Raw genomic sequence first — 15,413 nt, 5'->3', positions numbered from 1 at the left:
ATGGCAAGATGTGAAGATGATTTTAATCCTTGGCCCTCATTTGTAGATATCTTTTCATCTGTAATTTTAGTTATGTTGCTTTTTTTATTGGTTACACTAGTAAATCTAGGTTATTATGCTCAATTTAAATTTAAAGTTTCATATACAGGCTCTATTGCAACAGATGACTTAATACTTAATAGTAATCCAAGTCAAGAAAAAGACCCTGTAAATGAAAAAGTTTTGCGTTCAAAACAAGAGGTTCAAGATGTAGTTAATAAGTTGCAAAAAAAGATTGTTGTTTTAGAAAAAGAATTAAAGCAAACTAAATCAACAGCAGCAAATACAAAAAATCTTGAATCTCCAGGAATTGATTATGCTGAAAAAATTGATGATCAAAAAGAGTCTGCTCAAAAGACTTTTAAAAATGACAAATACATGATAGTTACTTTTAAAGGTAATGAGGTATTTGTTGATGATGCAACAAATAAAAAGATAAAAGCTTTTACAAAAGAGATAAAAGAAAAAATAGGAGAACATAAAATTTATATTACAGCAGTTGACCCCAAAAATCATGTTAGTGCAACAATATCAAAACAGATATCATTAGGTAGAACAATAAGTACAAGAAATTTGATTAGAAAATTCGGATATGAAAAAAAAGATGTAAGAGTTGATTTGCTTTCAACTGTACAAATAAAAGAAAAAATAGATGATAAAAACGGTTATATCGTAATTAGAGTTAAAAAGTAGATATATGAGAAAAATTTGTCTGAGTCTAATATTTATTTCGCAACTATTTTCAAATGATGATATTATTTTAGATGAGCAAAAAAATAATATTCAAATTAGTGATGAACCTAAAGTAGAAGAAAAGCCAATAAAAAGAGTTCAAAATAAGCTAGAATATAAAGGTACGGTGGTTAAAAAAGTTGAAAGATTAAGAAACTCAAATATTAATTTTTCAAATGAAACTGCATTGGGGAAGTTAAAAAAAGTATCTTTAAATGATGTCGTTTTAGAAACATTATCAAATAGTGATATGATAAGATCTGCTCGTGAAAAAGTTATACAATCACAATTAAAACTAGATGATGGTTTGGCTGATTATTATCCTACTTTAAATTTTGAATATACATATAGCAAAACAAGACATTATCCAGGAGAAGATGATAAAAGTCAATATAAATTTTATAATGATAGAAATTATAGATTTGTGATGGCTCAAAACCTTTTTGCAGGTGGTGCTACTTATTATAATGTAAAGAGTTTAAGAGAGTCATTACTTGTTCAAAGAAATATGTATAAATTGACAGTTCAAGAAGAACTTAATAAAGCTATTAAAGCTTATTTTGGAGTTGTTTTTAGTAAAAAAGCAGTTGAAACAAATAAAAAACATATGATTAAACTTCAAAAAATACTTGATATTGTAACAATAAAGTATGATAATGGAGCTAGTTCAATTGGTGATTTGACTTCTATAAAAGCAAATGTTTCAAATGCACAAACAAAACTTATAAAAGATAAATCAAAACTAGAAGAAGCATTGAGATATTATGAGTATATAGTTGGTAAAAAGTTTTCTAAAACATTACCTTATGAAAGAGATTTCAATATAAAAATAGCACAGTTTGATAAACTTTTTCAAAGAGCTGTTTCACAAAATCCAAATTTAAAAAACTACTATTTAAATATAGAAGCTGAAAAGTATAAAGTTCAAAATGCTCAATCAAAATTTAGTCCTAAAGTTGATTTAGAAGTTACATATAATGATATTCAAGACCAAGAAGATTATGAAGGTGATGAAAATGATTTTACTGGACGAGTAAAACTTACATATAATCTTTTTAATGGTGGCAAGGACAAAAATAAAGTCCTTAGAAGTTATAGTATTTTAAGGGATTTAAAATTTAGATTAAATGAAGAAATAAAAAAGTTAAAATGGAATTTATCAAAACTTCACACATCAATAAATAGTGTAAAAGATGCTTTAAAAAGTACAAAAAGTGAAGTGTCATCTTCACAAGAAGCTGTTGAAGCTTATTGGGAAGCTTTTAAACTTGGAGAACAAGATTTAAATGTTTTATTACAAGGTCAAAGGCAATTAAATAGTGCAGAGCTTGAATTAATCAAATTTGAAAGAAGTAATATACAAGACTTTTTCTTATTACTTGGCTATACAGGGGATTTATTAGCATATTTTAATATTGATCCTGAAAATAACAAGTTTGTAAATTTTTCTACAAGTACTTATAATAAAAAATTATATGATGATTTAAAAGATAAAAAACTTCTTTTTGATGAAGAGGTAAAAGAAAAAACAGTAGATAAAAAAGAGAAAAAAGAACAAAAACAAAAAGAGATAGAAAAAGAGCCTTCATTAAATGAGAATATTGATCTTTTTATAAAAAGCTTTTTACAAGCTGATGAAAACTCTTTTATGATTATTATTAAAGAGTTTGATAATGTATATGATGCTTTTGATTTTATAAAAGAACAAAAAATATCAAAAGAGGCATTTGCTTTTGATATTTTAAAAAAGTATAAAATAAAAACTATAATTGCAAGAAAAATATTTGATAATGAATTAGATGCAAAACAAGAAATGGAAAAAATGTCTAAAACTACCAATAAAAGCTTGGAGTTAAAAACTATAAAAGATATAAAAGAGTTGTATATTAAGTATTTAGAAGGCTTAGAAGTAAAAGTTAAAGAACCTAAGCCAAAAGTTAAGATAGTAGAAAAAATACAAATGTTAAAAAAACAACAATCTTTTAAAACCAATGAAGATTTTAAAAAGAAATTTTTAGAAGCAAATAAAGAGAACTATACTATAAATATAGCAACTTTTACTTCAATGAAAGAGGCAATCTCTTTTGTGAAAAAAGAACAAATTTATGATAACTCTTTTGTTTTTAAATATATTGAAGGAAAAGAGTTAGTTAAAGTAATGTATGGAGTTTTTGAAAACTATCAAGATGCAGTAATATCTCTTGATATCCTTGATGACATAAAACAAAAATATTATCCAGTAATAGAAAAAATACAGACTAAACAAAAACTATATAAACAAAATAAAAAGTTGAATGAAAAAGAAAATAAAACTCAAGAGTATGAAATAGTTACTAAATCAAAAATAGTTGACTCAACAGAAGATAAAAAAAATGATTTAAAAGAGAATAAAACAAAGAGCCTAAATGATTTTGAAGCTTTATTTTTAGATGTTCCTAAAAACTATTATACTATTAATTTAGCAACAATTAATACAAAAGAAGAAGCAAAAGAGTTTACTTTGAAACATGGTATTGAAGATACTAGCTTTGTTTTTTCATTTGGAGATAAAAACCTAGCAAAGGTAATGTATGGAGTTTTTGAAAACTATGAACAAGCAAAAAAAGCTTTAGATGAGCTACCTTTAAACTTAAGAAAAAATTCACCATATATAGAAAAAATAGGTAAAAAACAGGATTTATATAATAAATATCACTCTTTAGGAAAAGAAAAATGATAAACCTAAAGAAAAAAGTATTAAATAAAGATTCATATATTATTGCTAAAAATATAACAATAGTTATAATTAGTTTTGCAATACTTTTTTCTCTGACTTTTTTTATTATATTTATTGATTTTAAAGATAAACTAATTAAAGAGACAAAAATAAAATATGATTTACAAACAAAAAGTCACTCCTTAATTATAAAACCATATGTATTAAATCATAATATAAAATTGTTAAATGAACAAATTGAAAAAACTATTTTGACTAATGATTTTAAATCAATTAGATTAAAGTTTAATGAGTTGATTTTTACAAAAGAAGCACTAATAAATAATACTCCAAATTTTAGTGATATAAGTAGTTCAATAAGTGATGTTGTAATAGATATTAGATATGGAAAAATTGAAAAATTAAGTGATAACTATTTTTACTTTACACCCTCATTAGCTTTTAACAAACAAGATTATATAAGTATTAGATACCAAGCATATAAAGACAATGAAGTTAAAAATTTATTTGCAAGTTTTGATTTTAAAAACTTACAAATAAATGAACCTAATATAGAAAATAGAATCAAATTTCCATTTTGGTTAGATCTGATTTTTGATGAAAAGTTTGAAAATATACAAAAACAGCTTTACTACAAAGATAAAAAAATTGCAACTATTGATTATATTCTTGATATGTATAATATTAAATACGAAGTATATTCATTTACAAGAAGTCTATTCTTTTATGCATTTTTTATGTTTTTCCCTGTTTTGATATTTTTTAGATTTTATAATTACTATATATTTAAAAAATATGTTACAAAACCTATTCATAAATTAAATACTTTACTTGATGATATTTTAGAAAATAAGTTTCATAAAATAAGAACAAAAGAGTTTGATGGAACACAAGAGTTGAAAGATATGATTGAAAAAGTATCAGCGTTATCAAGTAAATTAGCTTCTAATGTAAATGAACTTAATATTAGTAAAGAAACAATTAAAAGAAAAAAATCAACAGATACTTTAACAGGATTAGAAAATCAAAAGATTTTTGAGCAAGATATCAAATCAATGTTTGTATCTTCAATTTCTGGATATGTAATAATATTGAGACTTCCTTCACTAAAAGAGTTCTCAGAATTAAATGGAAGTAATACTACAGATACTTTTATTGAAAATTTTGTAAATATAATAAAAAATATAGTGTATAGATTTAGTAAAATTGATATTACTATGTATAGATTTTATGGTTCAGAATTTGCAATTATTGCAAAAAGGTTTGATAGTATAAAAGCGAATCAATTATGTGAAGCCATAATTCATACTTCTATTAATAAATTATCACAAAAATACAATCTTCCTGAAAATTTTTTAACTATAGGTGGAACTCCTTTTGATTTATATGGAACATTAAATTCAATTTTAAAGTCTGCAAATGAAGCTTATACTGTTGCAAAACAAAAAACAAATAGTTATCATTTGATAACAGAAGAACAAATTGAACATAATTACACAACATTAGAAAAAGTTGTTTCAACAGTTATTCATGATGCAAATTTTGATGTTGATTATGCTTCAAATAGTTATAGTTTTGATGATGAAAAGCTTGTTATGCAAGAAGTTTCTCCCTTGATTTATGATAATAATCAACAAAAGCTTCCTATTGGTTCTTTTGTTTCAATTGCAGAAAAGATAAATGAAATAATTACTTTTGATAAACTTGTTATTCAAAAAGTTATTGAGTATTTAAAATACTCTAAAGCTAGCCATGAAATTGCTATAAATTTAGCTGTTGATACTATTTCAAATAAAGATTTTAATAAATGGCTTGAAGATATTTTAAATGCAAATGTAAACTTAAAGAAAAAAATAGTTTTTAGTATTACTTCTTATACAGCATCATTGCATAAGCATAAATTTAAAAAATTTGTAAAACATATAAATCAATTAGAAGCGAAAGTTTTATTGAAAAGATATAATACAAATGATTATCCATTAGAAGAGTTAGAAGATATTAAAGTTGATTATCTAAGAATAGATAAAGAGTATACAAATAATCTTGCAAATGATAAAATAAAAAGACATAAAGTTAAAAATATTTTGATATTTGCGCAATTAAATAATATGGAAATTTTAACAGAAAATGTAAAATCAGATAATGATTATGCATTTTTAGAAAGGCTTGGGGTTTATGCTACAAGTAAGTAAGGAATATTTATGAGAATTTACTTTTTGATATTAGCCTTTTTTATCTTTTTTAGTGGCTGCAGTTTAAAAAATAGCAGTTTAGATAGTGCTGATTTAATTAATGCAAAGATTATAAAATCTTCAAAAAGAGAGTTTGATAAGATTTCAAAGGATGCTGTACTAGAAGCAATTAAAAAGAGTTTTGCATTAAGTAATAAAACTAAACAGTTCCAAATAAATTCATATAGAAATTATATATTAGTTCAACGAATAAATTTTGATTATTTGATTTTTGCTTCTAATGTAAAGGTTGAAAATTGGTTATTTGAACTTGAACAAAAAGATAATAAAACTTATGTAACCTTATCTATTTTTGATGAAAATAAGTTTGATGATAAAATAAAAAGATATTATTCTAGTAATTATCATGAACTAATTTGGAATAGAATAGAGCACTTATTAGGCTTAGATAACAAGTGGATAAATTGCAAAGGCTACATATGCTCAGTTTTTTCTTCAAATAAGCCTTTAGATAAAGATTATATAAAAGATGTGCTTATATCTCAAAGAAAAGCTAAATTACAAGCTATTTTAAATGCAAAGATTGAAGAGAAAAAGAAAAAAATACAAGAAGAGATTCTAAAAGAGTATGAAGCATATTTGGATTTTGAAGAAAAAGAGCAAGAAAAGAAAAAACAAGATCCTCAATCAATCAAAATTAAAGAAGAGTTTGATGATTTACTTTTATTAAAAGATAAAAAAAGTTTGAAAAAAGACAGACAAGTTGATAAAATAGATACTAAATTAGAGAAAATAAATACAAATTAATAGAGGAAATATGAAAGCTTTTATTTTACTTTTTATAACAACTGTTTTTTTATATGCATCACTTTTTGATGAGGCGGTTAAGGATTTAAATAATAAAAAATATTTAAGCGCTTATGATAAGTTTAGTAAAGTGGCCTTATCACAAGATAATCCTATTGCACAATATAATATTGCATTGATGAACTATAAAGGTTTAGGAATTCCTGTAAATAAACAACTCGCTTTTCAATGGTATGAAATGGCTGCACAAAATGGTAATATGCAAGCACAAAATAATCTTGCGCATATGTATTATTTGGGAAATGTTGTAAAAAAAGATAAAGAAAAAGCTATATATTGGTATAAAAAAAGTGCTAAACAAAATTATGCTTTAGCTCAGTTAAATTTAGGAATGATATATGAAAGAAATCATACAAAACCTAGTTTAAAAAAATCTTTTAAGTGGTATAAGGAAGCTGCATTAAATGGAGTGATTTTTGCACAAAATAATCTTGGTAGAATGTATTATTTTGGTCAAGGAACAAAAAAGGATTTAAAAGAAGCTTTTTATTGGTTTGAAAAAAGTGCTTTAAGTGGAAATGCCTTAGCACAAATTAATCTAGCTATGATGTATTATAGTGGTGATTATGTAAGTAGAGATTATGAAAAAGCAAGAGTATGGTTTGAAAAAAGTGCTAAACAAGGAAATAAAACAGCAATTATTAAACTAGCTGATTTATATAGAAAAGATTCAAAAATAAATCAAGATTATGAAAAAGCATTTTATTGGTATAACATTGCAGTTGAAAAATATGATAATTTAAAATCTATGTATTATCTAGGATATTTTTATTATAATGGATTAGGAGTAAATAAAGATAAAAAACAAGGTGAATATTGGATAAAAAAAGCAGCTTCAAAAGGGCATGAACGTTCAAAGAACTTTTTAAAAATTCATAAAATAAATAACTAAGTAATAATTTTACTTAGCTATTTTTTTGCATACATCTGTTTTCATATTTTCATGATAAGTACAATTTAAGCCACATTTATAAGAGGCTTTTTTTGTTAAATTAAGTTCTTCAATTTTATTTATTGAAGCTTGTTTACACTCTTCTAAGCTTTTATAAACACCATTTTTCATGCTTCTTTTTGTATTGCTTTTATCAGGATATACCCATGATGTCCACTCTTCTTTTTTTGTCTCATTTGAACATGCATTTAATAAAAATACTAAAGAAGCTAAAACAATTAGATTTTTTATCATACTCTCTCTTTTTAATTTAGTTAAATTATTTTATTATAAAAACTATTAAATCAACTACTTTACTTTACTATTATTCTACAATTATTATGTTAGTATTACTTTTTAAAACAAAAAAGAGAGAAAAGATGAAAATAATTATTGCCTTTTTATTAGCCTGTACAATAAGTTTTGCAAAAACTGATTATTCTGAGATGAGTACACAAGAGTTAATAGCTATTATGGGATATGTAAAAAAAAGTGAAGAAAATAAATTTAATAATGAGCTAAGAAGTAGAATTCCTACTATGAATGAAAAAGAGAAAAAAGAGTATTTAAAAAATAAAAAGAAGCAAAACAAATAACATGAAACAGAAATTACTTTTATTAGAAGATGACATTACACTTAGTGAAACTATAGTAGAGTATTTTGAAGATGAGGGCTTTGAAGTAGAGCAATCTTTTGATGGGGAAGAGGCTTTAAGTTATGTATATGAAACAAAATATGATTTACTTTTACTTGATGTAAATGTTCCTTTATTAAATGGTTTTGAGCTTTTAAAACAAATAAGAGAAAAGCAAGATAAAACACCTGCTATATTTATTACATCATTGAATTCTATGGACTCTTTAGAAGAGGGTTTTAATAGTGGTTGTGATGATTATATAAAAAAACCATTTGAATTAAAAGAGCTTTTATTAAGAGTAAAAACCATATTAAAAAGAGAGTACTTTAATAAAGAAGAGGTTTTAAAAATAGGAACTGAGCTAACTTTTAATATGACTTCATATGAATTAAAAAATGGTGAAGAAAAACTAAATTTAAACAATAAAGAGTTAAAGTTATTGAAACTATTTTTATTAAATCAAAATGAACTTTTAGATCATGAAAGAATATATGATTATGTTTGGGATTATGATGAAGAACCTAGTGATAACTCACTTAGAACATATATTAAAAATCTTAGAAAAATTATAGGGAAAGAAAGAATTGTTAGTCTTAAAAAACTTGGATATAGATTTATTTCGTAGTGAAAAAAAGACTCTTTTAGGTTTTTTTTCACTTTATACTATACTTTGTATAGTTATTTTAATATTTATTTCATATCTTTATTACTCTTTTCAAAAAGATTTAATGCTACAAGAGCAAAGGGTAAAACTTCAAGAGTATTCAAGTGATTTTGTCTTTAGATTAAAAGATTTACATATAAATTTTGATAAATACAAATATTATCCACGAGATGAAAAATTTAAATCAGCAATTTATGATAGCTCAAAAAAAAGAATTTTTTCTACTTTAAAATCAAATGAGATAAATTTTGATAAAGTAATTTATATCACTGATGATAAAATACATTTTATTACTCAACCTGAATCATATTATCTTGGAACAAAATATATAATAATAGAGATACCAGAAGATAAAGCATGGCTAGAAAATGTGTATAGCTTTTTATTCTATTTTGTATTTATTGCTTTATTTTTTATGCTTATTTTAGGATATTTTTTATTGAAACTATTTTTAAAACCTATGAAAGATGCCTTGTATTTACTTGATAGATTTATAAAAGACACTACTCATGAATTAAATACTCCTGTTAGTACTATTGTTACAAATATTGAGATGATTAAAAAAGCTAGTTTAGATGAAAAGCTAAGTAAAAAAATAAACAGAATTGATATTGGTGCAAAAACTATTTCAAATATTTATGATGATTTAACATATTTAACTTTAAATAATAAAATTATTTCAAATAATAAAAATGTAAACTTATCAAGATTAATAGAACAAAGAGTAGAGTATTTTCACACCTTAGCAAATGCAAAAAGAATCGATTTTGTAGTAAATATCAAAAATGATGTATATCTTTTTATTGATGAAAAAAAATTATCAAAATTATTAGATAATCTACTTTCCAATGCAATCAAATACAATAAATTATCAGGAGTAATAAAAGTTACATTAAATGAAAAGCATTTAAGCATTCAAGATAGTGGAAAAGGTATGAGTAAACATGAACTTGAAAATCTTTTTATTAGATATAAAAGATTTGATAGTAGTGTAGGGGGATTTGGTATTGGGCTTAGTATTGTCTCTTTAATTGCAAAAGAGTATGAGTTAGATATTAAGTTTACTTCAAAACTTGATAAGGGAACAAAGGTGATAATTACATGGTAAAAAAAATAATCTTTTCTATTTTGATATTTTTTGTTAGTTTAAATGCAAATATATATGAATCAAATTGTGTTAGTTGTCATAAAAAACTTCCTGTTACTATAGATAAATATTTTTATAGATATTTGCTAAAATATAGTTCAGAATCTAATGTAAAAAATGCAATGCTTGAATATATGAAAAGTCCTACAAAAGATAAAACTATAATGCCAGAAGCATTTATTTTGCGTTTTGGTATAAAAAAACCTTCAAATCTTTCAAATAAACAGTTAAAAGAGGCTTTAGATATTTACTGGAATGAATATAAAGTTTTTGGAAAATTAAAATAGTTTAATCTTTTCACAATCTATCCACAATTAGATTTTATACTTTCAATATAAAAATTAAGGAGTATAAAATGACTACTACAAAAAAAATCTTAGTTTCAATTGCTATTTTAGGTTCAATAACACTTTTTGCAAATAGTGGTGAATCTTTATATAAAGCTTGTGCATCTTGCCATGGAGCAAATGGAGAAAAAGCTGCACTTGGGAAAAGTGAAGTTATTAAAGGTTGGGACTCTAAAAAGGTTCAAAACGCATTGCATGGCTATAAAGATGGAACATATGGCAAAGTGATGAAAGGTGTAATGAAAGGTCAAGTTGCAAGACTTAGCGATGAGGATATCAAAGCTTTAGGTGATTATATTGCTACATTTAAATAAGTAGAGTTTAAAACTCTACTTTTAAGGAAAAATTATGAAAAAGCTAATTATTTTAATTGTTTTATTTACTAGCTTATTATTTGCAAATAAAACTCAAAATTTATATGATTTTATTGATGTTGATTATAGCGAAGCAATTTATAAATATATAACTGTTAAAGAGCCAATACAAGAGTGCTATGAACAAGAGTATAAACAAAGAGTTGATATTAATTCTAGCTATGATAATAACTCAATAGGTTTAGATACTATAATAGGAGCAACTGCTGGTGTTGTTATTGGTAATCAAATAGGTAAAGGAAATGGCAATACAGCTGCTAAAATTGTGGGTGGTTTACTTGGTGGAAAAATAGCAAATGAAATAAGAGGTTCAAACTCTGATGATTACTATTATGAAACAAAAACAAGAACAAAATGTGTTACAAAATATATAAATGCTACTAAAAAAAAGATTATTCAAGGGTATAAAAATCATTTTACATATGATGGAATTAAATATGTAAAAGTTACAAAAAAACCTCAAGAACAAATAAAAGTTACTAAAATCATAAGTTATTAAAACACTTGAGTTTTCTCAAGTGTTTATGTCAAAAGTCTCATAACAGATTGTTGCGTTATATTAAATTGAGATTGAGTATAAGCTCCAACTTGTGATAATACATTTTGTTTATCAAAAGTTGCAATCTCTTGTGCCATATTTGCACCACTTAATTCAGATTGTGCAGCTCTTGTTTGAATCTCTTGAGATATTGTATTTCTACCTGTACTTGCTAACTCATTTTGTGTTGAGCCAAGTTCTGCTCTATAATTATTTAACACTCCAATTGCATCATCAACTTTTGATAGATAATCACTTGCATCTTCTGCTGTAAAACTATCAGGTGAATTAGTTACTAAATCATTTAATCCAACTCCTAAAGTATTTGATTGAATTGATGTAGAGTTTGATGTATCAGACTCTTGTGTACCCACTTGAAAAGTTTGTGAACTTGATGGTGCTTGACTTGATTGAGATGCTTGAAGTAGTGTTTGATCATTATACTTTGTTGCACTAGCTATTGCATCAAAACCTTTAAGTGTATTTTGTATATCTTTAAAAATAGCCTCTCTTGCTTCTTGAGAAGTTGTATCTGTTGAAGCTTGTAGTAATTTTTCTTTTACATTATCTAACATATTTGATTGCTCTTTTATAGCAGAATCTGCTATTTGTGTAGAAGCAATAGCACTGTTTGTATTTTGTAGTGCTTGCACATATCCATTTGCTTGAGTTCTTAGATTGTCTGCAATAGAGAGTGCAGAAGCATTATTTGAAGCTTTATTTAGTTCTAGACCAGTTGCAATTTTTTCTAATGTTTTGTTTTGGTCTATATAGGGGCTTTGATACTGTGAAATATTATTGTTAATTTCCATAACAAACTCCTTTTTGCGTATATACAAATTGTATAGCAAAAAGGATTAAAGTAAATTTAAGTTATTTATGTAGTTTCTGTTGTTTCTTGACGATATTTTTTTAATAGATTCACAAATTTTTTATTGTCATTTAAACTATCAAACTCTTCTTCATTTTCTATTTCTTCAATATATTGTTCGTTTAATTTAAGTGCTTTTTCTAAGTCATTGATTGAAAAGTCATTATATCCTAAAACTGCATGTGCTTTTGCTCTTTGATAAAAGGCATTTGGATAATCATCATCAATTTTCAATGCTTGATTTGCAAGATGTAGTGCCCAGTTTGCTTCACTTAATTCAAGTGCTGCTTCTGCTTTATATGTTAATGCTTCTGGATCATTTGGTCTTAAATTTAAAACATCATCATATATTTCAATTTTACCACTAGGTGTTGTTTCTTGAGCTGCTCTTATCCATAATGATTGTATTATATTAGTTTTTTCAATCTCTTTTTGGTTTTCTAATACTTGTTTTGAACGTTTATCTAAATCTTTTTCAATTAAACTCATTCTTGTTTCATAATCATCAATTACTTTAGATACTTTTTCGTCTACAATATTTCTAATCTTTTGGTTTATATCTCTTATTGAGTTAAGTCCAATAACTACTAAAAGTGATGTAGCAGCAGCAATAATATAGAAAATATTATTGATTGTTGAAGTAGCATAACTTATGGCATTTGAAGATATTTCTACTTCTTTTTCAGCCAATCTTTTATAAAGCTCTACTTTTAGTTTTTTATTCTCTTCTCTTAATTTTCTTAAGTCATTTAGAATATAATTTTCTACAAAGGGTGTATATAGAGGTTTTTCTAATTTATCTAATCTTTGTTTAACTTCTTTTTTTTCTTCTTGTGTCAACTCTTTAGCATTTAGAGTTGACAACAAGATAATTGGCACTAAAAGTAGTAGCAATCTTATCATTTAATCTCCTATTAACAAATACAATTATTATCTTTTGTTAATAACTTTTCATATAATGTCTCCAATGCAATATCAGAGATATTTTGAGATACTCCTATGTGAAATGAAATTTTAGAAGGACTCATATCAAACATCTCAAATGCGATATTATTCTCTTTTAAAGCAGTGATTGCATCTACAATAGTAAATGAGTCTTCTTTTAATCCAATTCCAACAAGAGTGATTACAGATAAAGAATAAGTTACAATAATATTATCTGGCTTTAATCTTTTATCTATTTCTCTTCTTAAGTTATTAATATTTCCTTTTAAATCTTCTTGCTCTACTAATATAGCTAAATCATCCTTATCTGTTGGATAATGATAAGTATTTATATGGAATTCTCCAAAAATTTTCAATAATTCAGCAGTAAATCCAATCTCTTCTCCAAGCATATCTTTTTGAATATGAATAGATGCCATATTATCAAGTTTTGCAACTCCCACTAATTTTTCCATAGGAACTCTTTCACTTAAGATTAAAGTTCCTTTGTTTGTTGGGTTATTAGTATTTCTTACTCTAATTGGTATTTTACTTTTTTTACAATTTAACATTGCATTAAAGTGAAATACATTAAAACCTTTTGAACTAAGTAGTCTTAACTCTTTAAATGTTAATCTTGGAATTACTTTTGCATCAGGAATTACTCTTGGGTCAACTTCATATACACCATTTGTATCTGTCCAATTTTCGTACATACTTGCATCTAATGCATAGGCTAATTCACCACCAGTTAAATCTGAACCACCTCTACTCATAACTGCAATTTCATTTTTTTCTGTTACTCCATAAAATCCTGGAACCACAACTTTTTCATTATCTTTTAAAACAAAATGTTTTTTAACATTGTCATATGTTTTTGCTTGAACTTTTCCATCTGTATATGTATCATCTAAAATAAATCCAAACTCTTCTGGTAGCATTAGTTTTACATTTAGACCTGATTTTTTCATGTAATCTGAGATTATTTTTGCATTGTAGTGTTCACCTCTTGATAAAAAGAATGCCGTTTTTTTATCATCTTTAAAATCACAATTATTTAATTCATTTTCAAGAGAGTCTAAAATTTTCTTTTTTGCAATACCTAAATCATCACAAAGTTTTGTATATTTTTTGATTATTGCATTAAAACTATCATCTTTTGAAATTTCAATTTTTTGTTCTAAAAAGTGATTCCCCTCTGTTGCTAAATTTAAAAGGTGATCTGTTATTTTTTCATCAAAATCATCATCTCTTCCTGGTGCAGAAACTACAATAACTTGTCTTTTTTCATCTCTTTTTACTATATCTACTATTTTTTTTATTTGTGTGGAATTTTTAACTGAACTACCACCAAATTTGCATACTTTCATTATTTTTTCCCTTAGTGTAATTTTTTATTTTATTTGTTCTAGATACATTTTACATTTTATTTCTCAATATGCTTTATAGTTGTCAATAAATATATCTTTTAAAGATTTATTTTCATGACTTCCTTTTATCAAAAAAAGAGGTTTTCTCAATGGAAAGTAATCTCTTTTTAAATTTAATACTTCTTCTTTTGAAAAAAGGTTTTCAAGAACCATAAAAGATATTTCTTTATGATTCTTTAACTTTTTTTCATTTATTGAGCATGTATCTATATTTTTTTTACTAAAACCTATGTTATTTATACTATTTATAATCTTTTCTTTTATACAAAATAGATAAAAATCAATAATTTTTTTCATACTTAAAGTATTATCTCTTTTTTATTTTTATTTGCAAAAATTAAAATAAGTTTTTTTTCATTTTTAAGTATTTTTGAAATTTGAGTTATTCTTATTTTTTGATTTTGTTTAAAATAAGATTTTATCACTTCTTTTATAGTTTCAAAGTTTTGATTTTTACTAAATTCAAGAATAAGTGATTTATCACTTAAAATAATTTTTTGGTTTGAGGGAACAAAAGATTTTTCAATTAAAAAATTGAAAAAATCTTTTTTTTGTTCTTTTGTTGTTTGATTTAAATAGTTTTCAATATAAAGAAAATACATTATTAATCCTCTAAAGGATAAACTCCATTCTCATCATGGTTTTCAGTTCCTTTAATTGGAGGGTTGAATACGCATATTAATCTCATATCTTCACTTCCACCATACAAGTTATGGTCATCATGCTCATTTAATGCATACATTACACCATCATAAATTTCATGAGTTTCACCTGTTTTTAAATCTTCAATTTTTCCATTCCCAGCTACACAATAAACAGCTTCTAAATGGTTTTGGTAGTGAATATGTGTTTTTGTATTTGCTTTAATGATTGTTTCATGAAAAGAAAATCCCATATTATCATCTTTTAAAAGCATTCTTCTACTTGTCCACTGACCTTCTTTAGCATGAACTTCTTTTTCAGTTCCTATAATATCTTTGTTTATATCTCTAATAATCATATA

The 15,413-nt window shown here is 24.8% G+C and carries 18 protein-coding genes; 11 read left to right on the top strand and 7 right to left on the bottom strand.

Features of this window, described 5'->3' with window-relative positions:
- From AMRN_RS07905 to AMRN_RS07885, 5 genes are read left to right on the top strand one after another with little or no spacing between them, the layout of a single operon-like run.
- Window positions 1-732, top strand: a complete 732-nt coding sequence (locus AMRN_RS07905; RefSeq protein ID WP_099311174.1) for a hypothetical protein — start codon at window positions 1-3, stop codon at window positions 730-732.
- A gap of 4 nt (window positions 733-736) precedes the next feature.
- Window positions 737-3,487 carry a TolC family outer membrane protein gene (locus AMRN_RS07900; protein ID WP_099311173.1) on the top strand — a complete coding sequence of 917 codons (2,751 nt, stop codon included), beginning with the start codon at window positions 737-739 and terminating at the stop codon, window positions 3,485-3,487.
- Window positions 3,484-5,679, top strand: a complete 2,196-nt coding sequence (locus AMRN_RS07895; protein ID WP_099311172.1) for an EAL domain-containing protein — start codon at window positions 3,484-3,486, stop codon at window positions 5,677-5,679. Before AMRN_RS07900 ends, AMRN_RS07895 begins: the two co-directional genes overlap by 4 nt.
- A gap of 9 nt (window positions 5,680-5,688) precedes the next feature.
- The gene (locus AMRN_RS07890; RefSeq protein ID WP_099311171.1) at window positions 5,689-6,486 is read left to right on the top strand and encodes a hypothetical protein; all 798 of its coding nucleotides are present in this window, start codon (window positions 5,689-5,691) and stop codon (window positions 6,484-6,486) included.
- Between the two features lie 10 nt (window positions 6,487-6,496).
- Complete coding sequence (locus AMRN_RS07885; RefSeq protein WP_099311170.1) at window positions 6,497-7,438, top strand: SEL1-like repeat protein; 942 nt, start codon at window positions 6,497-6,499, stop codon at window positions 7,436-7,438.
- A 9-nt stretch (window positions 7,439-7,447) separates the two neighbouring features.
- Here the strand turns inward: AMRN_RS07885 and AMRN_RS07880 are convergent, their stop codons facing one another.
- Entirely contained in the window at window positions 7,448-7,732 is a 285-nt protein-coding gene (locus AMRN_RS07880) for a hypothetical protein (RefSeq protein WP_099311169.1), read from the bottom strand.
- 125 nt (window positions 7,733-7,857) lie between these two features.
- On the opposite strand from AMRN_RS07880, the gene AMRN_RS07875 reads away from it, so the two are divergent.
- The 6 genes from AMRN_RS07875 (at window position 7,858) to AMRN_RS07850 (ending at window position 11,146) form a co-directional block, all read left to right on the top strand.
- Window positions 7,858-8,073: a DUF1104 domain-containing protein gene (locus AMRN_RS07875; protein ID WP_099311168.1), complete on the top strand. Its 216-nt coding sequence runs from the start codon at window positions 7,858-7,860 to the stop codon at window positions 8,071-8,073.
- 1 nt (window position 8,074) lies between these two features.
- Window positions 8,075-8,740, top strand: coding sequence for a response regulator transcription factor (locus AMRN_RS07870; RefSeq protein WP_099311167.1), 666 nt, complete (start codon window positions 8,075-8,077; stop codon window positions 8,738-8,740).
- A 103-nt stretch (window positions 8,741-8,843) separates the two neighbouring features.
- Entirely contained in the window at window positions 8,844-9,887 is a 1,044-nt protein-coding gene (locus AMRN_RS07865; protein WP_322862068.1) for a sensor histidine kinase, read from the top strand.
- Window positions 9,881-10,213 (top strand): hypothetical protein, encoded by a 333-nt coding sequence (locus AMRN_RS07860; RefSeq protein ID WP_099310922.1) that lies wholly within the window; start codon window positions 9,881-9,883, stop codon window positions 10,211-10,213. Before AMRN_RS07865 ends, AMRN_RS07860 begins: the two co-directional genes overlap by 7 nt.
- Window positions 10,214-10,281: 68 nt before the next feature.
- Entirely contained in the window at window positions 10,282-10,587 is a 306-nt protein-coding gene (locus AMRN_RS07855) for a c-type cytochrome (RefSeq protein WP_099310921.1), read from the top strand.
- Between the two features lie 34 nt (window positions 10,588-10,621).
- Window positions 10,622-11,146 carry a glycine zipper 2TM domain-containing protein gene (locus AMRN_RS07850; protein WP_099310920.1) on the top strand — a complete coding sequence of 175 codons (525 nt, stop codon included), beginning with the start codon at window positions 10,622-10,624 and terminating at the stop codon, window positions 11,144-11,146.
- Between the two features lie 23 nt (window positions 11,147-11,169).
- On the opposite strand, the gene AMRN_RS07845 is transcribed toward AMRN_RS07850, so the two are convergent.
- The 6 genes from AMRN_RS07845 to AMRN_RS07820 form a co-directional block, all read right to left on the bottom strand.
- The gene (locus tag AMRN_RS07845; RefSeq protein ID WP_099310919.1) at window positions 11,170-11,997 is read right to left on the bottom strand and encodes a flagellin; all 828 of its coding nucleotides are present in this window, start codon (window positions 11,995-11,997) and stop codon (window positions 11,170-11,172) included.
- 65 nt (window positions 11,998-12,062) lie between these two features.
- Window positions 12,063-12,959, bottom strand: a complete 897-nt coding sequence (locus AMRN_RS07840) for a TPR end-of-group domain-containing protein (RefSeq protein WP_099310918.1) — start codon at window positions 12,957-12,959, stop codon at window positions 12,063-12,065.
- Window positions 12,960-12,970: 11 nt separating this feature from the next.
- A complete protein-coding gene (locus AMRN_RS07835; protein ID WP_099310917.1) occupies window positions 12,971-14,350 on the bottom strand; it encodes an aspartate kinase in 1,380 nt (459 codons plus the stop codon).
- A gap of 63 nt (window positions 14,351-14,413) precedes the next feature.
- Window positions 14,414-14,707 carry a hypothetical protein gene (locus AMRN_RS07830; protein ID WP_099310916.1) on the bottom strand — a complete coding sequence of 98 codons (294 nt, stop codon included), beginning with the start codon at window positions 14,705-14,707 and terminating at the stop codon, window positions 14,414-14,416.
- 2 nt (window positions 14,708-14,709) lie between these two features.
- A complete protein-coding gene (locus tag AMRN_RS07825; protein WP_099310915.1) occupies window positions 14,710-15,012 on the bottom strand; it encodes a hypothetical protein in 303 nt (100 codons plus the stop codon).
- Window positions 15,013-15,014: 2 nt separating this feature from the next.
- Window positions 15,015-15,410, bottom strand: a complete 396-nt coding sequence (locus AMRN_RS07820) for an ectoine synthase (RefSeq protein WP_099310914.1) — start codon at window positions 15,408-15,410, stop codon at window positions 15,015-15,017.
- Between the last annotated feature and the right edge of the window lie 3 nt (window positions 15,411-15,413).

It is taken from the genome of Malaciobacter marinus, assembly GCF_003544855.1.
Classification (GTDB): domain Bacteria; phylum Campylobacterota; class Campylobacteria; order Campylobacterales; family Arcobacteraceae; genus Malaciobacter; species Malaciobacter marinus.
The sequence above is the reverse complement of the archived record's forward strand: the minus strand, read 5'-3'. Positions and strand labels throughout refer to the sequence as shown.